This is a genomic window from Geosporobacter ferrireducens, assembly GCF_001750685.1.
In the GTDB taxonomy this organism is placed as follows: domain Bacteria; phylum Bacillota; class Clostridia; order Peptostreptococcales; family Thermotaleaceae; genus Geosporobacter; species Geosporobacter ferrireducens.
Genome location: NZ_CP017269.1, coordinates 1,905,710 through 1,931,613 on the forward strand (window position 1 = coordinate 1,905,710; position 25,904 = coordinate 1,931,613).

At 39.5% G+C, this 25,904-nt stretch carries 23 protein-coding genes; 1 reads left to right on the plus strand and 22 read right to left on the minus strand.

From position 1 onward, the window contains the following. Positions 1–73 precede the first annotated feature (73 nt). The 22 genes from yihA to Gferi_RS09360 form a co-directional block, all read right to left on the minus strand. A complete protein-coding gene (yihA, locus tag Gferi_RS09255) occupies positions 74–703 on the minus strand; it encodes a ribosome biogenesis GTP-binding protein YihA/YsxC (protein ID WP_069975788.1) in 630 nt (209 codons plus the stop codon). Next, complete coding sequence (gene lon, locus Gferi_RS09260) at positions 693–3,041, minus strand: endopeptidase La (RefSeq protein ID WP_069975790.1); 2,349 nt, start codon at positions 3,039–3,041, stop codon at positions 693–695. Before lon ends, yihA begins: the two co-directional genes overlap by 11 nt. Positions 3,042–3,329: 288 nt before the next feature. Next, positions 3,330–5,021 carry an ATP-dependent protease LonB gene (lonB, locus tag Gferi_RS09265; protein ID WP_069975792.1) on the minus strand — a complete coding sequence of 564 codons (1,692 nt, stop codon included), beginning with the start codon at positions 5,019–5,021 and terminating at the stop codon, positions 3,330–3,332. 128 nt (positions 5,022–5,149) lie between these two features. Continuing rightward, positions 5,150–6,424: an ATP-dependent Clp protease ATP-binding subunit ClpX gene (gene clpX, locus Gferi_RS09270; protein ID WP_069975794.1), complete on the minus strand. Its 1,275-nt coding sequence runs from the start codon at positions 6,422–6,424 to the stop codon at positions 5,150–5,152. Positions 6,425–6,442: 18 nt separating this feature from the next. Then, positions 6,443–7,027, minus strand: a complete 585-nt coding sequence (gene clpP / locus Gferi_RS09275; protein ID WP_069975796.1) for an ATP-dependent Clp endopeptidase proteolytic subunit ClpP — start codon at positions 7,025–7,027, stop codon at positions 6,443–6,445. Between the two features lie 33 nt (positions 7,028–7,060). Then, complete coding sequence (gene tig, locus Gferi_RS09280; protein WP_069975798.1) at positions 7,061–8,338, minus strand: trigger factor; 1,278 nt, start codon at positions 8,336–8,338, stop codon at positions 7,061–7,063. A 334-nt stretch (positions 8,339–8,672) separates the two neighbouring features. Continuing rightward, positions 8,673–9,416: a nucleoside phosphorylase gene (locus tag Gferi_RS09285; protein WP_069975799.1), complete on the minus strand. Its 744-nt coding sequence runs from the start codon at positions 9,414–9,416 to the stop codon at positions 8,673–8,675. Continuing rightward, on the minus strand, positions 9,388–10,758 hold the full coding sequence (locus tag Gferi_RS09290; RefSeq protein WP_069975800.1) for a dihydrolipoyl dehydrogenase family protein: 1,371 nt from the start codon (positions 10,756–10,758) through the stop codon (positions 9,388–9,390). The genes Gferi_RS09285 and Gferi_RS09290 overlap by 29 nt, the downstream gene beginning before the upstream one ends. 12 nt (positions 10,759–10,770) lie before the next feature. Next, entirely contained in the window at positions 10,771–11,700 is a 930-nt protein-coding gene (locus Gferi_RS09295; protein WP_069975802.1) for an ABC transporter permease, read from the minus strand. A gap of 1 nt (position 11,701) precedes the next feature. Next, positions 11,702–12,796 carry an ABC transporter permease gene (locus tag Gferi_RS09300; RefSeq protein WP_069975804.1) on the minus strand — a complete coding sequence of 365 codons (1,095 nt, stop codon included), beginning with the start codon at positions 12,794–12,796 and terminating at the stop codon, positions 11,702–11,704. Beyond that, on the minus strand, positions 12,781–14,337 hold the full coding sequence (locus Gferi_RS09305) for an ABC transporter ATP-binding protein (protein ID WP_236932719.1): 1,557 nt from the start codon (positions 14,335–14,337) through the stop codon (positions 12,781–12,783). The genes Gferi_RS09300 and Gferi_RS09305 overlap by 16 nt, the downstream gene beginning before the upstream one ends. Positions 14,338–14,434: 97 nt before the next feature. Then, positions 14,435–15,490 carry a BMP family lipoprotein gene (locus tag Gferi_RS09310; protein WP_069975806.1) on the minus strand — a complete coding sequence of 352 codons (1,056 nt, stop codon included), beginning with the start codon at positions 15,488–15,490 and terminating at the stop codon, positions 14,435–14,437. Between the two features lie 23 nt (positions 15,491–15,513). Continuing rightward, on the minus strand, positions 15,514–16,200 hold the full coding sequence (locus tag Gferi_RS09315) for a Crp/Fnr family transcriptional regulator (RefSeq protein WP_069975808.1): 687 nt from the start codon (positions 16,198–16,200) through the stop codon (positions 15,514–15,516). Positions 16,201–16,874: 674 nt separating this feature from the next. Beyond that, on the minus strand, positions 16,875–17,234 hold the full coding sequence (locus Gferi_RS09320; RefSeq protein ID WP_069975810.1) for a response regulator: 360 nt from the start codon (positions 17,232–17,234) through the stop codon (positions 16,875–16,877). 14 nt (positions 17,235–17,248) lie between these two features. Beyond that, complete coding sequence (locus Gferi_RS09325; RefSeq protein ID WP_069975812.1) at positions 17,249–18,565, minus strand: GAF domain-containing SpoIIE family protein phosphatase; 1,317 nt, start codon at positions 18,563–18,565, stop codon at positions 17,249–17,251. 20 nt (positions 18,566–18,585) lie between these two features. Further along, on the minus strand, positions 18,586–18,921 hold the full coding sequence (locus tag Gferi_RS09330) for an STAS domain-containing protein (protein ID WP_069975814.1): 336 nt from the start codon (positions 18,919–18,921) through the stop codon (positions 18,586–18,588). 4 nt (positions 18,922–18,925) lie between these two features. Continuing rightward, entirely contained in the window at positions 18,926–19,390 is a 465-nt protein-coding gene (locus tag Gferi_RS09335) for an ATP-binding protein (protein ID WP_069975816.1), read from the minus strand. Between the two features lie 2 nt (positions 19,391–19,392). Beyond that, positions 19,393–21,456 (minus strand): chemotaxis protein CheA, encoded by a 2,064-nt coding sequence (locus tag Gferi_RS09340; RefSeq protein ID WP_083273468.1) that lies wholly within the window; start codon positions 21,454–21,456, stop codon positions 19,393–19,395. Between the two features lie 27 nt (positions 21,457–21,483). After that, positions 21,484–21,942, minus strand: a complete 459-nt coding sequence (locus tag Gferi_RS09345) for a chemotaxis protein CheW (RefSeq protein ID WP_069975821.1) — start codon at positions 21,940–21,942, stop codon at positions 21,484–21,486. Positions 21,943–22,016: 74 nt separating this feature from the next. Next, entirely contained in the window at positions 22,017–24,293 is a 2,277-nt protein-coding gene (locus Gferi_RS09350; RefSeq protein WP_069975823.1) for a methyl-accepting chemotaxis protein, read from the minus strand. A gap of 68 nt (positions 24,294–24,361) precedes the next feature. Further along, positions 24,362–24,778: a PAS domain S-box protein gene (locus tag Gferi_RS09355; RefSeq protein WP_169832978.1), complete on the minus strand. Its 417-nt coding sequence runs from the start codon at positions 24,776–24,778 to the stop codon at positions 24,362–24,364. Positions 24,779–25,013: 235 nt separating this feature from the next. Further along, positions 25,014–25,376, minus strand: coding sequence for a Na-translocating system protein MpsC family protein (locus tag Gferi_RS09360; protein ID WP_069975827.1), 363 nt, complete (start codon positions 25,374–25,376; stop codon positions 25,014–25,016). A gap of 274 nt (positions 25,377–25,650) precedes the next feature. Here Gferi_RS09360 and Gferi_RS09365 point away from each other — a divergent pair, with 274 nt between their 5' ends. Further along, positions 25,651–25,887, plus strand: coding sequence for a hypothetical protein (locus Gferi_RS09365; RefSeq protein ID WP_069975829.1), 237 nt, complete (start codon positions 25,651–25,653; stop codon positions 25,885–25,887). The last annotated feature ends 17 nt before the right edge of the window (positions 25,888–25,904 follow it).

Consider the following 25,904-nt stretch of genomic DNA (forward strand, 5'->3'; position numbering starts at 1 on the left):
GTATTCATATTACGTCGCATTCATCTACAAATACACAATAAAAAAATCAGCTGGATATCCCCAGCTGATTTTTTTATTCTATAATAGACTTTTCTTCTTCAAATTCAAAACCATTCACGCGGAATACCTCCAGGATCACTTCCCAAAGTTGTTCTTTTCCTTCTCTGGTTTCTGCAGAAACTGGGATCAATAGGTCTTCTGAAGTCATTTGCAATTCCTTACGTATAATGTTTAGATGCTTTTGCCGCTGCCCTCTGGATATTTTATCCAACTTTGTAGCAATAACAATTCCATTGTATCCAAAGCTTTTAATCCAACTATACATATGCTTATCTTGCTGGGTAGGTTCATGCCGGATATCTACCAGTTGAAAAACCTCGTAAAGATTTTTCCTTGTGGTCAAATAGGTTTCCATCATTTTCCCCCAGGCTTCCTTGCTGCTTTTAGAAACCCTTGCATATCCATAACCAGGCAGGTCTACAAAATGAAACTGCTGATTGATTCGGTAAAAATTGATAGTCTGTGTCTTTCCTGGGCTAGAGCTAGTCCTTGCCAGCTTTCGCATATTTACCAGCATATTGATAAGAGAAGATTTTCCCACGTTGGAACGTCCTGCCAATGCGATCTCCGGCAACAGTGGGTCCACAGGATATTGTTCTGGCTTCACAGCGCTGATAACAATCTCTGCATGCTTAATTTTCATGATTTTCTTCCTTCCTTACCAAAGCATGCTGTAGGACTTCGTCCATATTGCTAACAAAAACAAGCTCCAGCTTTTTCTTTACATTGTCTGGGATTTCCTCTACATCTTTTTTATTCTCCACAGGCAGCAGCACTTTTGTAATTCCTGCCCGATTGGCTGCCAGCACCTTTTCCTTTACACCACCAATCGGAAGTACTCTGCCACGGAGGGTAATTTCTCCTGTCATAGCCACATGCTTATCTACCGGAAGGCCCGTTAATGCTGAAATTACTGCGGTTGCCATCGTAATTCCAGCCGACGGTCCATCCTTAGGAATAGCACCTTCCGGTATATGAATATGAATATCTAAGGTTTGATAAAAATCCTCAGTGATACTTAATGCTTCCATCTTGGATCGGATATAACTGATGCCTGCACGGGCAGATTCCTTCATGACATCGCCCAGTTGTCCTGTTAACACCAATTTTCCGTTTCCTTTCATGGTAGTTACTTCAATAGAAAGGGTATCTCCGCCCACTCTTGTCCAAGCGAGCCCTGTAGCAATTCCCACTTCGTGATCTTCATGGGCTTTCTCATAACGGAACCTTGGGATTCCCAAATATTGACTCAAATTTTTCGGATGAATCCGAATCATCTTTAGCTTGTCCTCTACAATTCGTTTTGCCGACTTTCTGCATAATGTGGCAATCTGTCTCTCGAGATTTCTAACGCCAGATTCTCTTGTATAATAATTGATCACATCTCGTAAGCCTTGCTCTGATATTTGAAGATTTTCCGACTTTAAGCCATGTTCTTTAATCTGTTTAGGCACTAAGTACCGTTGTCCAATCTTTAACTTTTCCTCTTCAGTATAGCCGGAAATCTCAATCACTTCCATTCTATCCAACAATGGTCTTGGTATGGTACCTAAGCTATTGGCTGTAGTGATAAACATGACCTTAGAAAGATCAAAGGGAACCTCTAGATAGTGATCTGTAAATTCTTTATTTTGTTCTGGATCTAGTACCTCCAATAGGGCTGATGCAGGGTCTCCTCTGAAATCATGGCTTAGCTTATCGATTTCGTCAAATAGAAATACAGGATTTTTAGAACCGCCTTCTTTTATAGAAGCAATAATTCTTCCCGGAATAGCTCCTACATAGGTTCTTCTATGACCTCTGATTTCTGCTTCATCCCGAACGCCTCCTAGGGACATTCTGACAAAGTTGCGATTTAAAGACCGGGCAATGGATTTCGCAATGGAGGTTTTTCCAACTCCTGGCGGTCCTACAAGACAAAGAATAGGTCCTTTCATATTCTGCGCCAGCTGACGAATGGCTAAGTATTCTAAAATTCTCTCTTTTACGCTTTTTAATCCATAGTGATCTTCATCTAAAATGACCTTTGCCTGTTTTATATCCAGGCGATCCTTTGTTTGCTTATTCCACGGCAGATCTAAAATCCAATCTACATAGGTCCGGATCACTCCACTTTCTGCGGATCCTGGAGCCAGCCTAAAAAGCCGATCAATTTCCTTTTCTACTTTTTCTTCTACCTTTTTTGGCATTTTGGCTTTCTTGATTCTCTCGCGGTATTCCTCAGCTTCATCCTGAACACCGCCTTCTTCCCCTAGCTCCTCTTGAATGGCCTTTAGCTGCTCCTTTAAATAGTATTCTTTCTGAAGCTTATTGATCTGTTTTTTTACACGAACATTAATTTCCTTTTCAATTTCTAAAATTTCAATTTCCCGAAGCAGAATTTTATAAAGCACTTCTAGCCGATCCTTCGGATCGAAAGCCTCTAAAATTTCTTGTTTTTGATCAATTTTTAAAATCATATGAGAAGCAATCACATCTGCCAATCTTCCCGGTTCCTCAATAGAGCTTACAGAGATCAGCACTTCAGGAGAAATTCGATTACTGACACTGATGTAGCTTTCAAAGGCATCCATAACCGTACGCATCAATGCTTCCATCTCTTTATCGGTTTCAGTTTCTCCTTCAAAAGTATCTTCCTCTAATCTGGCCTTAAAAAAAGGTTCCTCTTGCGTTAGTTCTGTGATCTTTGCTCTACTAATTCCTTCTACGAGTACACGAATCGCATCTCCAGGCAGCTTTAGCATCTGCTTTATTTTGGAGATGGTTCCCACCTTATAAAAATCCTCCTCTGTAGGAATATCCGTTTCTGCTTCTTTTTGCGTGGTTAAAAAAATCATTTGATCATTAACCATTGCCTCTTCAAGAGCATTTATAGATTTTTCCCGCCCTACATCAAAATGCAGTACCATATATGGAAAAACAGATAGGCCCCTTAGGGGAATCAACGGCAATTCGTATTTCTTTACTTTTTTCTTACTCATTCTATCAACTCCTCATCTGTAAACTCATATGCTTAGTTTTTGTATTCTCAATTAAATTATGCTAGGATACTATCTGATAGTGAAAACGCCCATAAGAATAATCTATTTATAAAGTTTTTATATATTCCATTTATACGTTATCCAGATATTACTAAACTTTTTTCTTGTGCAATTCATTATTATATATAATCTTAGACAATTTTTCAATACAATCTCCTAATATCTCCATTTCTTGAAAAGTTCTTTTCTGTTTATCGGCTGTTTAAATCTTAAAAGCACCCCAACCTGTCAGTCTGGGGTGCCGGAATGTTTTTGGATACCTTCAGCCATTGCAATGGTCAAGGAATTAGGTATTGAGGCAGTAACATTCATGCTATTGAACCGAAGTGCATGATCCATCACTTCTTGTATATTTTCTATTCTCACGACTTCAATTCCTGCGTCTCGAAATCTTTCTTGCCAATTTTCGCTGGGTATTAGCACCTTCGTACAACCTGCTTGTTTAGCAGCTTCAATCTTTGCATTCACACCGCCAATAGGTTTTACTTTTCCTTGAATAGATAATTCTCCTGTCATGGCAATCTTGTTATCAATTTCCTTATTTGTAATAGCCGAATAGATTGCAGCAGCTACAGTTACCCCCGCCGATGGTCCATCTACCATCATTCCTCCTGGAAAATTCAAATGAATATCATAATCCGATGAATTCAGTTGAAATTGTTTTCGCAAAACCGTTAATACATTCTCCACAGCGCTCTGTGCAGTGCTTTTTCTTCTGAGCTTTCTTCCCATTGATGACAACTCTTCTTCATTGACAATTCCAGTAATCCTTAGATTGCCGGTTCCTTTCGGCACCACAATTGCCGTTGCCTCTACTTCTGAGAGAACACCGACACTCGGTCCAATTACAGCAAGGCCATTCACTACACCCACTTGTGGATTTTGATGTATTTTAGATTGAGGCCGCGGTAAATAGTGACCACTTTCTACCACCCATTCCAGGTCCTTTGCTGTCAAGGTTTTACGATTCTCGTTTAATGCTACACTGCTGGCAATTTGAACCATATTTACTGTCTCCCGGCCGTTATGGGCATATTTTTTTACAATCTCCACGGCTCCTGGTTCAATTTCAAAACCGCATTTATCCACCGCATTTTTGCATATTTTTGCAATCTCTTCCTGCAATAATGGACGAAAATATATTTCTACGCATCGAGAGCGTATTGCTGCCGGCAGTTCTTCTGAGCTCCTTGTAGTAGCCCCAATCAGTCTAAAATCTGCAGGCAAACCTTTTTGAAAAATCTCATGGATATACTTTGGAACACTGGGATCCTCAGAATTATAGTAGGCACTTTCTAAAAAAACCTTTCGATCCTCTAACACCTTCAGCAGTTTATTCATCTGAATCGGATGGAGTTCTCCAATCTCGTCGAGAAATAGTACACCTCCATGGGCTCTTGTAACCGCGCCGGGTTTTGGTTGGGGAATTCCTGATTGTCCAAGGGGCCCTGCGCCCTGATATATTGGGTCATGAACAGAACCCATTAAAGGATCTGCTATACTTCTTTCATCAAATCGCACAGTGGTTGCATCCATTTCCACAAACTTAGACCGGTAGTTAAAAGGTGAATGCTTTATCTTTTTTGCTTCGTCCAGCACCAATCTTGCTGCCGCAGTCTTTCCAGTACCTGGTGGGCCATAAATAATCACATGTTGAGGATTGGGACTGCATAACGCCGCTTTTAAAGCTTTGATACCATCTTCCTGTCCCACAATATCACAGAAGGATTGTGGTCGGGTTTTCTCTGAAAGGGGAAGGGTCAGTGATTGTTCTCTTAAGGCATTGAGCTTATCCATTTCCTTTTTTGATTCCTTTTCTATCGCAGCCTTGCTTCCTGCCTGACTCTTTAATAGGTTTAAAAAGTAAAGGCCAATTACAATGGCAAAGAAAAACTGAATAAGAAACACTAGATTTGGCAATTTGTTACCTCCCTTCGAATCTAACAATTGATTCTAAGGTTAGTATATGGAAGTTCAAGGTTCCCTATTGATTACAAAAAATGGGGTATAAACAATAAAGTAGGCGAATGACTTATTCGCCTACCTTTTTAAGATGCAGTTTCCTCTTTTTTCTTCTTTGTCTTTCTTTTTTTTGCATCGGAAATAACCAAAGTCGGTTCAGTTGTATTTTCAACTGTTTCCTTTGTCACAATGCATTTTTCAATATCTTCTCTGGATGGGATATCATACATTACATCCATTATGATATTTTCTACTATACTGCGTAAGCCTCTGGCTCCGGTTTTACGTTCAATAGCCTTTTTTGCAATGGCTACCAAAGCCTCTTGATCCATCTCCAGCTCTACACCATCTAGTTCGAAGAGCTTTTTGTATTGTTTTACCAATGCATTCTTTGGCTCTACCAAAATTTTTACTAAAGCTTCCTCATCCAGTTCATGAAGGGTTACCATTACTGGAAGTCTTCCTACAAATTCGGGAATTAACCCATATCGCAGCAAGTCCTCTGGTTGGATTTTATTTAATAACTCCCCAACATCCTTAACTACCTTGCTTTGAATGTTGGCTTCAAAACCCATAGACTTTTGACCAATTCGCTTTTGGATAATTTTATCCACACCATCAAAAGCACCACCGCAGATAAATAAAATGTTAGTGGTATCAATTTGAATAAATTCCTGATGCGGATGCTTTCTTCCACCTTGAGGCGGTACGCTGGCAACGGTTCCTTCTAAAATCTTCAGAAGTGCCTGCTGTACCCCTTCGCCGCTTACGTCTCTCGTGATAGACGGGTTATCAGACTTTCTTGCAATTTTATCAATTTCATCAATATAGATGATTCCTTTTTCTGCCCGCTCGATGTCATAATCCGCAGCTTGAATTAGCTTCAGCAAGATATTCTCAACATCTTCACCCACATAGCCAGCTTCCGTTAAAGAAGTAGCATCTGCGATGGCAAATGGAACATTAAGGATACGGGCAAGTGTTTGTGCAAGTAAGGTTTTACCGGATCCAGTTGGACCAAGCATCACTATATTGCTCTTTTGAAGTTCTACATCATCATGCTTTCCTTGACGGTTAATGCGTTTGTAGTGATTATACACAGCTACCGCCAAAGCTCTTTTTGCCCGATCCTGACCGACAACATACTGATCCAGCACATTTCGAATTTCTTGTGGCTTTGGAAGATCCGTCATCTCCATTTCCACATGTTCTTCAAATTCTTCTTGAATAATCTCTTGGCACAATTCTATACATTCGTCACATATATATACACTGGGACCAGCTATGAGCCGTCTTACTTGATCTTGAGATTTTCCGCAAAAAGAGCATTTTAACTGCTTCTTATCATCAAATCTTGACATCCTTACACCTCTCTTGTCTTATTTCCTGGAAGTGATAACCTTATCGATCAATCCATAAGTAACGGCTTCCTGGGCCTCCATAAAGAAATCTCTATCCGTGTCTCTGGATATTTTTTCCAAAGGTTGACCGGTTCTCTCACTAAGGATTTTATTGATCGTCTCCCGATTTTTTAGAATTCTTTCCGCATGAATTCGGATGTCCTCCGCTTGACCTCTGGTCCCTCCAAGAGGCTGGTGAATCATAATTTCTGCATTGGGAAGTGCAAATCTTTTTCCTTTTGCACCTGCTGTCAACAAAAACGCCCCCATGCTTGCTGCCATACCGATGCAAATCGTCGATACATCAGGTTTAATATATTGCATGGTATCATAGATCGCCATTCCTGCAGTAATAGAACCGCCTGGACTATTGATATATAATTGGATATCTTTGTCAGGATCTTCTGCTTCTAAGAAAATCAGCTGTGCTACGATTAGACTCGCTGTATGGTCATTAACCTCTTCCCCTAAAATAATGATTCTATCCTTTAATAATCGGGAGTAAATGTCATAAGATCTTTCTCCCCGATTGGTTTGCTCAACTACCATTGGAACTAAAGGCATTAGAATATACCTCCTTTTGTAAATTTCTTTAAATTATTTTGCCTGTTGAACAATAAAATCAACAGCCTTTTTAATCTTAATACCCTCTTTCATGTAGCCATAATCTTGTGGTCTCATGGAATTCTTGAATTTTTCTACCTCTGTATTGTATTGCTTTGCATATTTCTCAATTTCTTGATCAACTTCTGCTGCATCTACCTCAATGTTCTCTTCCTTAGCAATAGCTTCTAGTGTCAATTGGGTTTTTACTCTATTATATGCATCATCTTTCATTTGTTCCTTGATCTCTTCAACTTTCTTATTTGCATATTGTAAGTACGTCTCTAAGTTTAACCCCTGGAATTGAAGCTGTCGGTCAAAATCTTTCAACATACTTTCAATTTCATCTTCAACCATTACTTCTGGAATATCTACTTCCGCATTGGCAACAGCTTTATCAACGATAGCATCTCTTCTTTCTCTTTCAGCTCTATTCTTTGCAGCCTCTTCCTGCTTTTTGCGGATATCTTCCTTTAATTCTGCTAGTGTATCATGCTCACTAACATCCTTGGCAAACTCATCATCCAGCTCTGGCATTTCTTTTTCTTTTATTTCATGAACCGTTACTTTAAATACCGCATCTTGACCTGCTAGATCTTCTGCATGATATTCCTCTGGAAAAGTTACCTTTACTTCTACTTCTTTACCGATTTCCACGCCAACCAATTGCTCTTCAAAACCTGGTATAAATTGTCCGGATCCAATGACTAAAGTCTGATTTTCTGCAGTACCGCCTGCAAACTGATGGTCTCCTACATAACCTGCATAATCGATAATTAATGTATCCCCTTCTTTAACTGGTCTTTCAACAGCTACTAGCCTTGAATTGCGCTCTCTTAATCTCTCGATTTCAGCGTCTACATCATCTTCTTTAACATTATACTCGATTTGCTCTACTTCTATACCTTTGTATTCTCCCAGCTTTACCTCCGGCTTCACTGTTACGGTTGCTGTAAAAATAAAGTCTTGGCCTTTACCAATTTGCTCGATGTCAATAGCAGGTCTATCAACCGGGTCAATGTTGTGCTCCTGAATGGCTTTTTCATATGCTGCAGGGAATAATTCATTGATCGCTTCCTCATAGAAAACACCTTCTCCATATTGCATTTCAATCAGCTTCCGAGGGGCTTTTCCTTTTCTAAAGCCATGAATGTTGAATTTTCCCTTCATTTTATGATAGGATTTTTCTACTGCCTTTTCAAATTCTGCTGCACTGGCCTCGATCTTTAATGTTACCTCATTATTTTCCTTCTTAACAACAACTGAACTCATGAATATTGTTCCTCCTCTATCTATCTTTATCTTTTAATAGAATTCACGGGCTATTCCCTTTTTTAACCCTTTTATTATATCATAAAAACTGTATGTACACTAATATTTTGCCTATTCTGCCGGATTTCTTAAGCTATACTTTCCTAATTTTTACCGAAAGCAAAGCAAACTATACAGTTGTAAAGGGATTTTAAAAGACCAATGGTATCTACCATTGGTCTTTTAAAACAAATATGTATTGATTCATAATAAATTATAACATTCTGCTATAAAATGTAAACCACTCAATTAAAATTTGTTTATTATTTTTTCCTTTCAGATTATATACGCTCAGCTATTCCTGCTGATCCCGATATAATCTTCTAATTGTTTCCAACGCTAACAGGATCTCCCTTTTTTCTCCTGCTTCTGCTCCCTTCCCTTCTTCTACATACGCTTGAATGCCTTCCCGAATATTTCCTTGATAAAGCACTACATTGTTCAGGATCGATGCAGTCTTAACACCCCTCAATTGGCTTACAGTAAAAAGAGCAGCGGTCTCCATATCTGAAGCCAAAACCCCCTTCTTATTCCAATAGGACATTTTTTCATCTTCCTCATCCATATAGAATCCGTCATGACTTCGGACAATTCCTGTAAAGTGCGGAAACTTCAAGACATTACAAGTCTCAAGAATTGCATGGGTCAATGCAAAATCTGCTACTGCGGGATAGTTTTCTCCTACATACATTCGAGAGGCACCGTCTTCTCGGACTGCTGCGGTGGGAATAATTAAATCTCCAATATGGATGCCAGGCTGTACAGCTCCACCGCTCCCAATTCTTATAAAATATTTTCCGCCACAGGTAATCAATTCTTCTAGGGCAATCACAGCAGAGGCACCCCCGATACCCGTAGAGACGATGGTAACAGGAGCCCCTTTATAAAGTCCCTTTATGCTTCTAAATTCTCTATTATATGCGATTTCCTGCCATTCGTCCAAATAGGCGGCGGTTCGTAAAGTCCGTTGAGGATCTCCAGGCAACAGGACATATTCCGTAATATCCTCATTAGAGCATAATATATGAGGTTGTTTCATCCTGTACGCCCTCCCGTTCCTCTAAATTCCGTGCCGCTTCCCATACCGCTTCCAATAGGCTAGGGTGAATGGCAAGACTATCCTCTAAATCCTTTAAGCTTATTCCTTTTCTAAAAACGCTGTGTAGAAGACCTATATACTCCGATACATCGTCCCCTGCCATCCATAGGCCTAACAACTTATTTTTCTGATCAAACAATACTTTGACAAAACCTGACTGAATGCCCTTTGTAAAACCTCTCCATGTATGGGAGAAAGGATATTTCCCTACCTTGTATCGCTGACGGCTTGCCAGCAATTCCTGCTCTTGACAGCCTAAACCGGCGATTTCCGGAATGGTAAATATAGCACTGGGAACAGCTATACCGCTGCTTAATTCTCTCCGCTTACCCAAGATGTTGTCTGCTGCCAAAATACCCTGCTGAATAGCCATATGGGCCATTCCGCCAATGCCATTGATATCTCCCACTGCATAAATATGTGAATTACTGGTTCGACAACAGGAATCTACAGGGATTCTCTGTGATTCATGAAAAACGCCAGCCTGATCTAGTCCCAATGGAAAATTAGGTTTTCTCCCCATGGTAACCAAAACTTTTTCAGCTTCTATCATACTGCCGTCACTTAGCAAAACAATGGGCCTGCTTCCAGTTTTGTCAACCGCTTCTACAGCCGTATCCACTTTAATTTTTACACCCTGCATTTCAAACTGATCTAATAAGGGCTGCACCAAATCCCGATCCATTCCTTTGAGAATTTGATTTTCCTTTTCCAATAGAAATACATCCACGCCAAGAGCTGCAAAAAGTGCTGCAAATTCACAACCTTCTACATTCGCACCAATAATCGTCATGGTTTTGGGCAACTGCTCTAGAGAAACTGCGTCTTTATGTGTGATCACATATTCTCCATCCTCTTCTACCTGCTGAAACCCTTTAGGAGAAGTGCCTGTAGCAATCACAATATGTGCAGCTTCAATACACCGCTCTCCAACAAGATAAGTGTGCGGGGTCAAAAAGCTTCCTTCCCCGAAAAAAATCTCAACTCCCCGAGCGCTTAGTCTTTCTGCCAGCTGTATTTCAATCCCTTGCATTTCTTCTAAAAAGCCTTTATAAATCTCCTGAACATCTGCTGATGACCTGCTGAAAAGTATTTTTTCTGCCTTCTGCCTTTCCCTCAATGCATCCAGCATACGCTTCACGGGTAAGCATCCCCAGCGTAAACCGGTACCTCCCAATTCCTGTTTTTCTACAAGTGCAGTCTTAAGCCCTCCTTTTGCACATTCTAGCGCACAATAATATCCTGCCGGGCCTCCCCCTAGGATTAAAACATCATAGTCCATTCCATCACCCCTTTACATATTTCTCTCAAAATGCTGTTCTTTTTTCATCTTTCTTAATGATTTCTGTGCAACAATAAACAATGCTGCTACTGTAACCGTATAGGGAATCATTTGGGTAAATTGAGAGGGCATCCCTACGCCCTGAAGGCGTATTCCTAATGCATCGAAAAATCCAAATAACAAAGCCGCGCCAAAGGTCTTTATAGGATTCGAACTGCCAAAAATAATGGCTGCCAAAGCAATAAAGCCTTTTCCTGCACTCATGTTCTCTGAAAACAGGGTTAGATAGCCTAAAGAAAGATGCGCACCGGAAAATCCGCATAAAATCCCACAGACAATCGAACTGATATATTTCATTTTCTTCGGATTGACCCCTACGGTAGCAAGTGCTTCCGGATATTCTCCTGAAGCCCTGACCCACATGCCATAGGGTGTTCGATAGATCGTAATGTAGATGAGCACTACCAAAATCCAACTGATATAAACAAATATAGAATGATTGTTTAGTGTTAAATCCAAAGCAGTTATTTTATCAATCAGTGGAAAATGTATATCCGGCAGTGGCCTGATTCTTGGAGAAGAAAATGCCCCCTTCACACCAAAAATACTCCGCAGTAAGAATATGGTCAAGCCTCCTGCAAAAATATTGATTGCAATCCCAATAATGAACTCATCAGCCTTCAGCTCAATCACAAAAAAACCAAAGATGAGTCCAATTAAAATTCCTGAGGCAACTGCTAATAATACACCCATCAGGGAACTGCTAAAAAAATAGCTGCCCAATACACCAAAGAATGCGCCAGTGAGGATCATTCCCTCCATACCAATATTCAAAATGCCCGCATGCATGGTCAGGAGTCCTCCCAATCCAGCCAGAATCAGTGGTGTTGCAGTTCTAATCGTATTTTGAAGCAGTGTTAGATTAAAAACCTCATGCAGCATTTTACTTTTCACCTGCCTCTTTCTCTAATTTCGATGCCAAACTGGAAATTTCATATTGATCCTTTGCCAATAATTTTCTAAGAATTGCTTTAAACCCGTTTTCTCCTGCTATAAATAGGATAATAATCGATTGGATCACCAATACTAGCTCCGATGGAATGGATGTGGTGTGCTCCATGGCAATGGAGCCTGTTTTTAAAATACCAAAGAATATGGCCATAAAAACAACTCCTACAGGATTGTTTTTCACGATTAGCGAAACCAACATGCCATCAAAAGCATACCCTGGAGAAATATTTTGCAAAAAGCGATAGTGGCTTCCCAGAACCTCAAAGCTTCCCGCAATCCCACATAAAGCACCGGATAGCACCATTGCCAGAATCATTCTCTTTTTTGAAGAAATTCCTCCATAATTAGCAAAAGCTGCATTTTGTCCTACCATCTTCAATTCATATCCGATCGAAGTTTTTTGCAGGAAGTAATAGATGCTGATAGCTATGAGTACCGTCATAAAAATACTTGTGTTTAACTTGGACAGCTTCACCAATCTTGTAAGCTTATAGGCTTCTCCAATCATATCGGTTCCGCCCATCTTCCCTCTAGCAGCTGCAAATGGGTAATTCACCAGATAATCGGTAAATAGGATGGCAATGCTGTTCATCATAATGGTAGTGATAACCTCGTCGATTTTATACCGCACTTTCAGTATTGCTGGAATATAAGCGTAAAATCCGCCCACCAACGCAGCTGCAGCTACCGCAAGTATAATTCCCCAAAATCCAGGTAATTGGACAAAAGTAAATCCAACATAGGCACCGGCAAATGCTCCTAAGTAGAGCTGGCCTTCTCCGCCAATATTATAAATGCCGCTGCGAAAAGAAACTGCTGTAGCCAATCCTGTTAAGATAAGAGGTACTGTCTTAGCCAGAGTAGTGGCAAGATTATATTTCGATCCCAGTGCACCGTTAATCAACGCACTATAGCCTAATATAGGACTTTTTCCGTTAGCAAACATAATCATAGCGCCAATGAGCAATGCAGCTGTCACGGAGAGGACCAGTGAAAATAAATATTCTGTATTTAGCTTTCTACGCATTTACTCACCTCTTCCTCAGCAGGCTTTCTGATTCCCGTCATATAAAAGCCAATTTCCTTTTTCGTAATATCTTTATTATCAAATTCTCCCGTTATTTCTCCCGCAAAGAGGGTAAGAATCCTGTCCGATAATCTAAAAATCTCATCCAATTCTGCTGACACCAGTAGAATCGCGTAACCTTCATTTCTTTTTTGAATAATTTGTCTATGGATAAATTCAATAGCTCCAATGTCTACTCCCCTTGTAGGCTGTGATATAATTAGAATTTTTGCATCATGGGTGAACTCTCTGGCAATCACAATTTTTTGCATATTTCCCCCAGACAAGGTCTCAACAGCTACCTCTACGGAAGGTGTTCGAACATCAAATTTTTCAACTAATTCCGAGGCCTTCTTCCGAATGAGTTTACTCCTGAGATGAATGCCTCCTTTTGTAAAGGGCTCTTGACGCTGACTACCCATCAGCAGATTTTCTGTTATTGTAGCCTTCTTGCTCAATCCCGTTGCCAAACGATCCTCAGGAACATGAACCACACCAAGACCTCGAATTTCCTTTGGGGATTTTCCAGATACAAGATTGCCATCAACATATACTTCTCCGCTTTCGATTTCTCGCAGTCCCGTCAAAGCCTCTACCAATTCTGACTGCCCATTACCCTCTACTCCTGCAATACCGAGAATTTCTCCATTTCTTATGGAAAAGCTTATATCCCTTAAAGCCCATAGACCCCTATTATTTTTTACATTCAGATGATTTACGGTAAACAGCGTTTTTCCCTGCTGCCCTTCTTTATACAATGCTTCAAACAGGATCTCCCTGCCGACCATCATTTCTGCCAGTTTTTGCTCTGTAGCATCTTTTGTATCCATAGTACCAATCAATCTCCCCTGGCGCATCACACTGACCCGGTCAGATAATGCCATAACCTCCTGCAGTTTATGGGTAATGATAATGACTGTTTTATTCATTTCCTTTACAAGCTTCCGAATGACGACAAAGAGTTCCTCTGTTTCCTGAGGGGTTAATACAGCCGTGGGCTCATCCAGTATCAAAATATCTGCACCCTTATGGAGGATTTTAAGAATTTCTATACGCTGCTGTATTCCTACAGACACTTCCTCCACCTTTAGCTCCGGTGTAACCTCCAGTCCGTAGATACTTACCAATTTTTTTGTGATTTCAACCGCCTTTTCGAAATCCATAAAGAACTTTTTCTTTCTCGGTTCCGTCCCTAATACAATATTTTCAGCCACTGTAAAAGAGGGTATTAACATAAAATGCTGGTGTACCATGCCAATACCATTTCTTATAGCCGCAATAGGACTACGAATATTCATCCTTTTCTCCCGAATATAGATTTCACCGCTATTGGGTTGGTATAATCCATATAGTATTTTCATTAAGGTTGACTTCCCGGCTCCATTTTCTCCCACAATCGCATGAATCTCCCCTTCACGTATGGAAAGATTGATATTGTCATTGGCAAGGACTCCAGGGAATACCTTTGTAATTTCCTTTAACTCAATAATGTTTCGATACACATCTTCACCTCTCTGCCTTAGATTCATGTCCATAAAAAGGAGAAGCAGCAATCCGCCACTTCCCCTCAAAACCCCAATACATCCCCTATGTAAATCCTTATTGTATTTCTGTTACTTTAATCTCCCCACTTACAATTTTCTCCTTTAGTCCCTCAATTTTTGTTTTTACCTCTTCGGACACAAACTGTTTCATATCTGGCGTGCCATAAGCGATCCCAACACCATTTTCTTTTATGCCATAACGATAGACACTACCAGGGGCAAAGGTTCCCTCTTGTATTTTTTGGATGGACTCAAAAATAGATAGACCTACACCCTTCGTCATACTGGCTACAATCACATCCGGATTAATGTATCTTTGATCTGAATCTACACCAATGGCAAATTGCTTAGAATCCTTAGCCGCCTCAAATACACCTTCACCGGTTTTTCCTGCCACCTGAAATACAATATCGGCTCCCTTTGCATAGAGTGCCAACGCACTCTCTTTTCCTTTTGCCGGATCTTCAAAATCCCCAGCAAATATCGTTTCGACTCTTATCTCAGGATCAATATATTTTGCCCCTTCTTCATAGCCCACTTTAAAGTTCCTGATGACAGAGATGTCCATCCCGCCAACCATACCAATCACTTTCTCCTTATTGATGCCCTCTATGGTTGTGTCCTGCGTTAACAGGGCAGCCATTGCTCCTGCAAGGAATGAACCTTCATTTTCCATATAATCTATACAGGTAATGTTTGAAATTTCTTCAACCACATTATCTACATAAATATAGTTTACATCCGGGAACTCCGGTGCAACTTCCTGAATAGCATCATAAAATTCAAATCCAACGACTACCACTACAGAACCATACTGAGAAGCCTGGATTAACTGGTCATTGAATAAGGATGGATCATTTCTGCATTCCAACACCTTTGCTTCAACCCCCAGTTCTTTTTTAGCTCTCTCAATTCCTTCATTGGCTGAGTCATAAAAAGACCGGTCTCCCAATCCTCCTGCTACTACAAGTGCAGCCTTTATGGGTGCCTCAGATGCCTCTGTTTCACCGCCGCTTGGCTGCACATCTTGGGGTATCGGCTTTGTACATCCGGCTAATCCAAATGCAACAAGCAATAGTAATACGAGCAGCGTGCTTAATATTTTTTTCATTTTTATCTCCTCCTTTTATTTTTCTATTCATTCATGCTTTCTTGTTCAACATCCCTTAGCCTTTCTTCATCCTTCACAATGATGGTTCCCTGCGTTACCTCAATGATATCTGCCTCTTTCAGCAGCTTTAAAATCCTATTGATGCTTCTTTGGGTGACCACAAACTGTTCGCTGAGCTGCTCCTTTTGTAATTGAATTTCGACGCCGTTTTCCCGCCTAACTCCATTCTTCAGGCAATATCGCATATAATTGCAAACCTTATATTTTAACGGATAAAGCGTATCTTCCCCGGCTTTTTTTGAAAGTTTATAGAAACTATCACACAAGGTTCTTGTTATGTACAATAGAAAGTTTCTGTCCTTATCGATCCACTGTAAAAAAACATCGCGGTGAATACGAAGCACCTTTAAATCAGTCAATGCTTCTACCGTGCAGATATACGGTTTTTTGTCAAATATCTCCAGTTCTCCAAAATAGTCTCCCGTTTTGTAAACGGATTGAGAATATTTTTTGCCGCTTTCTGCAGCCCGATAGATGTTGGCAATGCCTTGGGTAATAATATAAAAATAGTCATGGTACTCGTCCTGCCGGCAAACAATCTGACCTCTGTCAAATTTCTTTACTTCCCACTTTTTTAGAATCTCATAGGGGCAATCCCTTAATATGTTTGAAACAACTTGGTTGGCTTCAATAATTCTCTCTATTTCCACAAATTTTCTCCCCTTATTCAAATTATAGCTGCTGAGAGCGTTTTCATAAAGGACATGTGTCTCAAAACAATACTGTATTTTTCTATTTTCAATAGCAGATTCATTAAAATTTAGGAATCATGTCCTACTTCTCTACTTTATATGTAACTTATTCCTAGTAAAAAATCAATAGTACATTTCTGATAAATTTCTTCGCTATATGGCCTGCATACAAAAAATGATGATCGGTTCGCCATATGCTTCCATTTCATATGGGAACCGATCATCTGTCAGATTCTAATTCACGATAAAACTTTTCATTTTCAACCTGAATTACAAACACATTCCTTTCTCAGGAAAACCTAATGTTTCGGTACTTCACTACTTAACGATCCGAAAAACCTCAACGCAATAGAATGATCCTTTTAAATTTACTTGTCAATTACTACTCTTCAATTTCTTTCAAGCTTTCTTTAAGTCCAATTCAATACAGGCTTACTTTTACTCGTTAATTTTTCTAACCTCTGGAACAAAAATCTACATTTGGGTGAATTAGAATCTGCAAGAAGATTTTCATCTTCTTGTATATTATTATAACATAAATATTTATAAAAATACAGGCATTTTTTCAGAATTTTTGTAATTTTTCGTTCCATTTTTTGCTAAGTTGATAATCGATTTTACAGGGTCTTTTCTTATGTATTTAGTGCTCTTTGCAATTCTTCTACAAGTTTCTCACTCTTAAAAGGTTTCACTACAAAACTTTTTGCCCCCGCTTTAATGGCCTCAATCACCATAACCTCCTGTCCCATAGCAGAACAAGCAATGATCTTGGCATTGGGATCAATTTTTCTAATTTGGCGAATCGCTTCAACCCCATCCATCTCCGGCATCGTAATATCCATCGTCACCACCTTGGGTTTTAACTCTTGATATTTCTTTATGGCTTCTAAGCCATTCGCTGCCTCCCCTGCAATTTTTATATCCTTCTCTTCCAGAATCCTTCTAATGGTCATTCGCATAAATGCCGCATCATCAACAATCAGTACACTCATCTTTTTGCTCCTTTCTAATCATCTCTTTTAATAGCCAACAAAGCAATGTCATCCTCTAATTGTATTTTTTCTAAACGCTGAAATATATCTTGTATTAAATTTGGAAACTCCTTTTTCCATTCCTGCTGTGTTTTTTTTCGAAGGATCTCCTTTATTATATCGATCTTTTCCATTTCTTTGTTTACATGGCCGCTGATATGCATCTCTGTAGCACCATCCGTTAGTAAAATCAGTTGTTCATCTTTTCCCAGGGAAATAGTATTTTCTTCATAGGATAATAAAGAACAGTCGATTTCCCAGCTGTTAATAGGGGGGCCTTTCACTTCATAGGACATAACTGACTGTCTGCCCGGTTGAATATGTATAGGTTCTACATTATGCCCTGCATTCGCAAGGGTAATCGTATGTCCTTTGAAGTTTAAGATTCCTATCAGAATGCCAATATAAACAGATTCATCCATTTGAAGATCCCGAAATCTAATCTGCAGCTTTTTTAGAATCGCAGAGGGTTTCAGGGCATTCATTTCACCGAAGGAATGTGTGATTCCCCTTACTGCTTGTTTTAGAAAAACAGTCATCATAGCAGCAGCCACTCCGTGTCCAGATACGTCTGCAATATAGAAAACAGCCCTTTCCTGGTCAATTTGAAAAATATCATAAAAATCGCCGCCTAAATACCTTGCCTGCATATGGTTCCCATAAAGGGAGTAGCTTCCATATTGACGAAAGCCTCTTGGCATCAGATAAGATTGGATTTTTTGTGCGAATTTTAGATCTTCCTGAATTTTATGGTGCTGAAGTGCAATAATGTGTTTCTCCAACATAGACTGCTGCAGTAATAGACAGTTTTTAACCGCTACTCCAATAGGCAGCGCAATTAGCTCTAAATATTTGATATTTACTTCTTTAAAGCTGGTTTCATCTAGATTTTCCAACATGACAACGCCCAAATTTTCCCCTTCATATTTGATAGGTAGTGCAATAAAGGGCTCCTCCACATTTCCAATATATATCTTCCTGCAATAAATAAAGAAACAGTTAGATCCTAATTCACTGCGCTTTAGAACTTTTTTCTGTACTTCTCCCTTCTCCAGTATATAGGATGCATATTGGTCTGGCGATGCCTCTTTTCTAACAAATCGAATCCTTCCGCCTATAGACCGCTGCATCTGCTCCATAAGACGCAGAGAAATTTTTTCCAAATCCGTCTCAGATAACAGGGTAGTACAAAAATCTCCAAAAAACAGCAGCTGGCGATTTTGTATTTTTAGCTTTTCCAGTTTTTCCTTCATATGAAGGTTTTCTTCATCTACATATCTATGTTGCATCATCGATTATCACTTCTCATTCTTTATTTCTTATAGGCTGAACGGGCATCCTCCAGCGTTTCATAAAGTGCAATCATTTTATCTAGCTTTGTAATGGTAAACAGCTTTTTAATAGGTTCTTTTAATGCACATAATTTAAAATCACGTTTATCTTTTTTTACAAAAGCATAAGCTTTAACAATACAACTAAGCCCCATACTGTTGAGGTAGGTGAGTCCCTCTAAATCCAATAAAATATTATGGCTTCCTTTGATACTTCTCATCAATCCTTCGCCAAATTCCCGATAGTTTTCAAAGTTAACCTCTCCAGATATTTTTACAATCTTTATATGTTCCTGTATATAGGTCTCTATTATCATCTTTTCAGCACATCCTTTCAAAATACACTTTAATAAGGGTGCCTTGATCTTGCCCTCTTTCGATTTTCAATTTTGAGGATAGGCTGCTGACTAAAAACAATCCTCTTCCATCTTCACAAAACAAATCCTCTGAAAGTTTCGGCACATCCTCTATATATTTTTCGCAAATGCCTATCCCGAAATCTCGAACATAAGCTACTATATAATTGTCCTCCAGCTTAAATTGTATATTGACTAACCCGCCTTTTCCCTGATAGGCATGTAATATGCAATTGACAAACAGTTCATCCAAGCAAAGAATGTATTCAAAAATTCTATCGGAGTCCTTTAAATAAATCTCAGCAACCTCATGACAATAATACTTCAGTATTTTTAGTCCCTGGATATCCGCATTTAAATTAAGCTGTGTCAGCGCCTTATTTTCTTTTTTTACCTCAAGGTCTCCACAGTTTTCATTTAAAGTAGTCACGTTTACCCCCCCATTCTTCTGCTGATGGCCGCAACATCAATAATCTGTGCAAAACTTCCATCTCCGAGTATGCTAACGCCAGAAATTCCTTGAACATTTCCAAATAACTTGTTTTTGCCGATAAAATCTCCAATGGATTTTATGACAACTTCTTGTTCTCCAACCAATTTATTCACAACCAAAGCAAATTTCCTTTCCGAATGACCCACAATAACAATAAACAGCTTATCCGATCGTTTTGTTTCCTGAATATCAAAATATTTTCCGATGCGAATGACAGGAATGGCTTGTTCACGCCAGTCAAAGATTTCTAATCCGCCTACCTCATGAATTTCTTCCCGGACTTGATTGCCTTTCAATCGAATGGTTTCTATAATTGAAGAAATCGGCAAAGCAAAAACATATTCATCTTCACGAATAAGAAGCGCTTGAATAATTGCAAGGGTGAGTGGCAATTTAATTACAAATCTTGTACCTTCCCCTAATACTGTTTTAACATCTACCATACCATTTAGTTTTCCAATATTGGACTTTACTACATCCAACCCTACTCCTCTTCCTGATATATCACTGATTTCTTTAGCAGTAGAAAACCCTGGCTCGAATATATAATGAATCACTTCTGTATCAGAAAGAAGTTTCAGATGCTCTGAAGTTGCCAAGGCTTTTTCTAATACCTTTTCACGAATTCTTTGGGCATCGATGCCTTTACCATCATCCTTTATTTCAATGACCACACTGCTCTCTTCATGTCTGGCACTGAGTCTTAAAGTTCCTGTAGGATTCTTGTTTTTTTTCAATCGTTCTTCTGTTTCTTCAAATCCATGATCTACAGCATTCCTTAGAATATGGGTTAATGGATCAATCAATTCTTCAATAATTCCCCGGTCAATCTCGGTTTCTTTACCCTCGATTTCGAATTGAATCTCTTTATTGCAGCGCTGAGCCAGGTCTCTAACCATCCTGGGAAAGCGGTTGAAGATATGTTCCAGCGGCAGCATTCTCGTAGACATAACCGTTTCTTGCATCTCAGAACCTATAGAATTAATATGGGGCAGTATATTATTCAACTTTTGGATTAACGGATCATTTTTATACTTTCTTTTTAAAGCTGCACCAATCTGGTTTAGATTTTCCTTGTCAATGATGAATTCTCCTACCAGATTCAACAGCTTATCAATCTTATTCACATCTACACGAACAGTCGCCCGGTCTTCTCTTCTGGCATTGCCTTGACTGCTGCCCATTACCCGCACGTTATCCGGAAGGCGAAGCTGTTCTTCCTTGCCTTCGCGGACCTTTTTCATATAGATGTGCTTGATTTCAGAGATGGTGTTTATATTCTTATAAATGATCTCATGTTCCCGTTCTGTGGCCATAATGATAGAAAAGAGATCTCCAAAGCTTTCGTCCCCTACCTGCTCATAGTTCTCGGGAGAAGTTGCGATGATATCCCCAATCCCCAACAAATTATTGACAATAAGAAAGGATTTTACTGATTTCATTTTTGCGGTTTTATCCATCTCAATAAGGACTTTATAGATATGTAATCTCTTGTCAATATCCTGACATAAGGACGCTTCCCCTTCTGTCAATTCCAATTCCGCCTCTTCCACTTCATTTTCTTCCGGAAGAGATTCTTCCTCTTGTAAAAACTGTATTTTCTGATGTTTTTTATTTTGAATAATTTCTTGAATCTCTGCCACAATACTCTCTATATCTACACCGCTGTCTCTTCTTTCCTGAATCCCCAGGTGGATTTCTTGCAATGCATCTATGCTCTTAAAAAAAGTGTTCATTACTTGAGTATCTACATGTATTTCTTTAGCCCGAACCCTTGACAAGAGATTCTCCAGATGATGAGAAAGAGTTGTCATATCATCAAATCCCATGGTAGCGGAAGCGCCTTTAATCGAGTGGGCCATTCGAAATATGCTGTTAATGGTCTCTGTATCTCCCTGTCCTTGTTCTAAAATTAACAGTTCTTGTTCGATAGCCTGGATCTGTTCCTTGGTTTCTTCCAGGAACATAGCATAATACAGATCATCCATGTCTAGTCGATCCATCTTTCATTCTCCTTTGCCTCCGATTTATTATGCTCCCATTTGCTGCAGCTCTTGCTGTTCTTCCATATGGAGAATTTTTTCTATATCTAATAAAAAGATCATTCTTTTTCCCTTTTTCCCCAGTCCAGTAATGTAGTCACAGCTGATCTTTATCTCTTCCGGCGGTGGTGCAATCTCAACTGTTTCAAAAGTAAGCACATGAGAAACACTATCTACTAATAATCCAATAACCTTATTGAATATCTTTACAATCACAATTCTAGACTCCTTGCTAATGTTTTTAGGATCTATTCCAAATTTCTTACGTAAATTGATGATGGGCACGACTTCACCACGGAGATTAATAATCCCCTCGATAAAGTGGGGAACCCTTGGAACCCTTGTAATGGTAATTTCTTTTAGTCGATTGATCTCGTGAATCTTTACAATGTCAATGGCATATTCTTCATTATCCAGGTAGAATACCACATATTGGTTTTCATCCATTCCTTTGTCCTCCCTGCCTCGTTCTAGCGCTGTTCATATCTCAAAACAGAATTTATATATAGATAAGTACCTCACTATGAAATCTTGAATTTTGACACAATCTCTAACAAGGAAGTTGCCTGGCTTGCGAGGCTCTGAGCAGTAGATGCCACCTCTTCGCTTCCGGCAGATACTTCACTGGCTACTTCATTGACATTTTCAGTCGTTGCCAAAATTTCTTCACTGCTGGCAGACTGTTCTTCTGCTGCCCCTGCAACATCTTGGGCTAATTCATTAATTTTTCCCATGGATAAAATCACATCCTGGATAGAAGAAGACTGCTCTTCTACTGCGGCAGATACCTGCATAGACAGCTCATTTACCTTTTCCACTGCATTCATGATTACTTTACTTGCCTTTGTTTGCTCATCGGTAGAAGCCGCAATATCATTAATCATCTTGGTTGTACTTTCAATGGCTAGGAATATTTTATCCAATGCAGTACCTGTATCCTTCACTAAATTCACACCATTCTCTACCTGTTTTGCTCCTGAATTTGTGGTTTCAATAGCGTTATTTACTTCTTCTTGAATCTGCTTGATTAGGTTGGTAATATCCTTTGTAGCATCACTGGATTTCTCAGCCAGATTTCCAATCGCTCCGGCAACAACAGCAAAACCCTTTCCGTGTTCTCCCGCTCTTGCAGCTTCAATGGCAGCATTCAATGCCAATAAATTTGTCTGTTCTGCAATATCATCAATCACCTCGACAATATCCCCTATCTGAATTGCTGCTTTTCCTAATCCCTTAATGGCCTCTGTTAAATTTCCCATAGCTCTGTTAATTTGGTCCATTTCTGTAATAGTATGTCCGACTGCCTTTTTCCCCTCTTCTGCTACTTGAACAGTATTTTTTGCTTCTCCACTGGCTTTGTGGGCATTATTTGCTGCCAGTTCAATCGATGCATTCATTTGCTGTATGGAACTGGTTACATCTACGATGGTTACCGAGGTATCTTCCGTGCTTTTTGCTACATCCTCAGCTGATTTTCCCAACTCATCCATTGCATTGCTTACGCTGCTTACATTGCCTGCCATCTCAGATATGTTGGCAGCTACCTGACCGATAGAAGAACTCATTTCATTCATAGCAGTGGTTAATTCTTCAATAGAAGCGGTCTGGCTCTCTGCAGAAGCCGACATTTCCTGTGAAATACTGCTGGCTTGCTGGGCAGCACTGCCTACCTGGTTCGCTGCATCCAACACCTGTATCATAGCATGACGCTGTCCTTGAATCATATGATTAAAGCTCTTTGCCAAGTCGCCGATTTCATCCTTTGTTTTTACCTCAGCCACAACGGTTAAATCTCCTGATTCTGCTTTTCCCATCAATTCCATTAGCTGTTTGATCGGATTTGTAATTTGTCTGGCAGCAAAGAATGCAATCAACGCGCCAACCAATGCAGATAGGATACCTACAAGTAAAGAGCTGTTTCTGATTTTGAAAACATCTTTCATATATTCATGGGTAGGTATGTTTACCGCTAGGGACCAATCCCCTACAGGCATGTACCTATTTAGCTTATGTTCATTATTATATGTATAAAAGCCGGAACCCGTACCGCCCTGGGTCATGTGAAGAATTTGATCCCTTAACGCTCCAGTAGAGGTTTCCAGCAGGTTTTCTTTTAAAATTTTATCTTTCACCGGATGATATAGTACCAGTCCGTTTTTATCAATCAGATATCCATAACCTGTATCGCCTGCCTGCATCATTGAAACCCAGTTGCTGAACACCTCAAATTTTATGGCAATGGCTATAATTCCTACTATACTTCCTGTATCCGTCTTTAAAGGAATACTATGTACGATTACAGGATTTCCTGAAATTTTGGATTGCAGCACATCGCTCCATAGCGACTTTCCTGACATACTTTCCCGGAAATATTCCCGGCCGGAAAGATCCATCCCTACATTGCTGCCGCCTGCACTATCTAGCAGCACCTTCCCTTGGTTATTCGTAATCATAAAATCCTCTGATATGTTCTCAATGGCTTTACGAAACTCTGTGGTTGTTTTTTGTGCGAGTCTCAGGGTTGTTTCGCTGACTTGACCCTTGCTTAATTCATCCGCATAGGTTTGTATATTGGGAAGACTGTTAAAAATACTCCCCAGGTTTTCAATATTTTTTTTCTCGGTAGCCAAATTTACCGCAGCGTCGTCTAAAACCGCGTTTAGTATTGCTTCTGCCTTTGCATTCAGGGCTTTTTCTGCACTGGTATAGGAATAAATGCCTAATACTGAAACAGGAATCAAAATCAGTGCAAGAAAGTAAGCCATCAGTTTTTTCATTAAGTTTAACTTGATCTTCATAATGTAGCCCCCTTATGTTGTAGTTTGTACTCGTTTTACATTGTCTTTAAGTTGCAAATCCCTATCATCTATACTTCAGTACTATGGGACAGCTCTTGAACAATCTTTGCCATTAAGTCTATTGAGCGTTCGTAGGTTCGCAGCACCTCCTGCTGTTCAGTAATTTCTCTGATACAGCAAAGGGCATAGGTTTTTTTCTGAAGCTCTACAATAGACCATTGTATATCTACATCAATAATGCTGCCATCCTTCTTTTTATGCCTGCGCATTAACCGTCTTTTCCTTTTATTTTTTAGTGAAAATTCTAATATTTTCTGGTGAACTGCAGCATCCTCTTCATCTATGCTTAAATCTGTTAAAAACAGCTGTAAGAACTCTCCTCGCCCATAACCATATGCCTCTTCCGCTTCCCGGTTTACATATATGAACTTTCCCCTTTCGTCCATAATCAATACTGGAATCGGCAGTAGTTCAACCATTTCCATCCCTTTAGCCTCCATATACATATTCGCCCCTTCCCCTCATTTCAATAAATGACATTTCTATCTGTCACTTGCCTTTCTGCCATTGCTTTTTTATATACAAAAATGTTGAAATAAAAACAAATCAAAAAGCCAACACAATGACTGTTACCTCTGTAACATTCGCGTGTTGGCCTATTTCCAGCTAAGACAATGGGATGAGATCATTCCATTTCTCTCTTTCCATCAAACCTGCATATTATGTAATAATAAGGGTGATCCGGCAGTAATCCTGCAGTAAATCTTTGTGCACATGTAAAATCTGCAGTTCTGCTTCTGTAATCTTTGATAATTCTTCCTCAATCCTTCGGTCTATTTTTCCCATTATACGGTCCCTTATCTGCTCTATGAGCACTCTATTATTCAAGTCCGCCAATAGAAATTGCTCTAGCTCTGTCAAAAATCCCTCTATGGAAATTTCCACAATATCTTCCAGTATTTTTGCTTTTATATTTTTCGGTCCCTTGCCTGTAGCGTCTTTAAGAAGCTTTGCTATGGTGATAGCCATCTGCTGCTCATTTTGTATTCTTCTAGCCTTGGCAATCTTCCCTCGCGTGGGCATGTAGACACCTGCATTCCTAGTTCAATATAACTAAATTATACATAGTTCCGCAATTTTCGTCAATATCGTGTCAAAATTTGCGTGAACTCGTGTGAACTTTTCGTATAACAATTTTCGACATTCCGGAAAAATTTTAAAATTAAATTGTAAAAGATAATAGTTATTGATAATATAATAGATATAGAGAGGAGGGTTTTGTATGAGGGAAAAGTTACTTAGTATCTCTTCTGTCTTTTCTGCCGTGTTTGCCGCCTTATGCTGAGGCGGGGGCCTATTGCTGGCACCCCTAGGGTTGGGGATATTTGGCTTTACCCTTGCATCGAGGCTTGCACCCTATCGTAATCTTTTTATTTTCATTACTGCCGTACTCTTGTTTTTTGCCTATCGAATCATCGAAAAAAATCCCAATAACCGAAACAGTAAAATCATCTTCTGGCTTTCCGTACTACTGGTTGTATTCCTGCTGTATTATCCGACTCTTTCTGCATGGATGGTTCGTTTATTTCCATAAAGAGTATATTGCATAAC

Coding starts and splice junctions, on each gene's coding strand:
- Gferi_RS09290 (WP_069975800.1), bottom strand. CDS start 10,758: ATGGACTATGATGTTTTAATCCTAGGGGGAGGCCCGGCAGGATATTAT.
- Gferi_RS09330 (WP_069975814.1), bottom strand. CDS start 18,921: ATGATAATAGAGACCTATATACAGGAACATATAAAGATTGTAAAAATA.
- Gferi_RS09360 (WP_069975827.1), bottom strand. CDS start 25,376: ATGCCCACGCGAGGGAAGATTGCCAAGGCTAGAAGAATACAAAATGAG.
- Gferi_RS09310 (WP_069975806.1), bottom strand. CDS start 15,490: ATGAAAAAAATATTAAGCACGCTGCTCGTATTACTATTGCTTGTTGCA.
- Gferi_RS09350 (WP_069975823.1), bottom strand. CDS start 24,293: ATGAAGATCAAGTTAAACTTAATGAAAAAACTGATGGCTTACTTTCTT.
- Gferi_RS09355 (WP_169832978.1), bottom strand. CDS start 24,778: ATGGAAATGGTTGAACTACTGCCGATTCCAGTATTGATTATGGACGAA.
- Gferi_RS09325 (WP_069975812.1), bottom strand. CDS start 18,565: ATGATGCAACATAGATATGTAGATGAAGAAAACCTTCATATGAAGGAA.
- Gferi_RS09285 (WP_069975799.1), bottom strand. CDS start 9,416: ATGAAACAACCTCATATATTATGCTCTAATGAGGATATTACGGAATAT.
- Gferi_RS09295 (WP_069975802.1), bottom strand. CDS start 11,700: ATGCTGCATGAGGTTTTTAATCTAACACTGCTTCAAAATACGATTAGA.
- Gferi_RS09320 (WP_069975810.1), bottom strand. CDS start 17,234: ATGAGTGTACTGATTGTTGATGATGCGGCATTTATGCGAATGACCATT.
- Gferi_RS09300 (WP_069975804.1), bottom strand. CDS start 12,796: ATGCGTAGAAAGCTAAATACAGAATATTTATTTTCACTGGTCCTCTCC.
- Gferi_RS09340 (WP_083273468.1), bottom strand. CDS start 21,456: ATGGATCGACTAGACATGGATGATCTGTATTATGCTATGTTCCTGGAA.
- yihA (WP_069975788.1), bottom strand. CDS start 703: ATGAAAATTAAGCATGCAGAGATTGTTATCAGCGCTGTGAAGCCAGAA.
- Gferi_RS09345 (WP_069975821.1), bottom strand. CDS start 21,942: ATGGATGAAAACCAATATGTGGTATTCTACCTGGATAATGAAGAATAT.
- clpX (WP_069975794.1), bottom strand. CDS start 6,424: ATGTCAAGATTTGATGATAAGAAGCAGTTAAAATGCTCTTTTTGCGGA.
- clpP (WP_069975796.1), bottom strand. CDS start 7,027: ATGCCTTTAGTTCCAATGGTAGTTGAGCAAACCAATCGGGGAGAAAGA.
- tig (WP_069975798.1), bottom strand. CDS start 8,338: ATGAGTTCAGTTGTTGTTAAGAAGGAAAATAATGAGGTAACATTAAAG.
- lon (WP_069975790.1), bottom strand. CDS start 3,041: ATGAGTAAGAAAAAAGTAAAGAAATACGAATTGCCGTTGATTCCCCTA.